Source organism: Clostridium sp. DFI.1.208 (genome assembly GCF_024463855.1).
Classification (GTDB): Bacteria; Bacillota_I; Bacilli_A; order Erysipelotrichales; family Erysipelotrichaceae; genus Clostridium_AQ.
This window is the reverse complement of the sequence record NZ_JANGCA010000347.1, coordinates 1-255: the sequence shown is the minus strand read 5'-3', so window position 1 is coordinate 255 and position 255 is coordinate 1. Positions and strand designations below refer to the sequence as shown.

General features: G+C 44.3%; 1 protein-coding gene. It reads right to left on the bottom strand.

Features of this window, described 5'->3' with window-relative positions; translation table 11 throughout:
• A partial coding sequence (locus NE665_RS24890; RefSeq protein WP_256302790.1) for a SpaA isopeptide-forming pilin-related protein occupies window positions 1-255 on the bottom strand: 255 nt, incomplete at both ends.

Below are 255 nucleotides of genomic sequence, written 5' to 3'. Positions count from 1 at the left end.
CTTCAATTTTCTCAATCGGCATTACACCATATTCTGGAGTAAGATCATTAGGCAGGTCTGCAGTAAATGTGGCTCTACCATCTTCGCCGGTTACCACCGTTTCAATTTTTTCACCGGCTTTTACGATCACATCGCCGTCATAGTTGTACACGTCTCTGTTTGCATATAGCGTGATTTCAGCGCCGACTAGCAGCTGTTGGTCATCTGCGTCCTTTTTGACAGCCTGTACTTCAACTTTCTGACGTTCATTTTCAT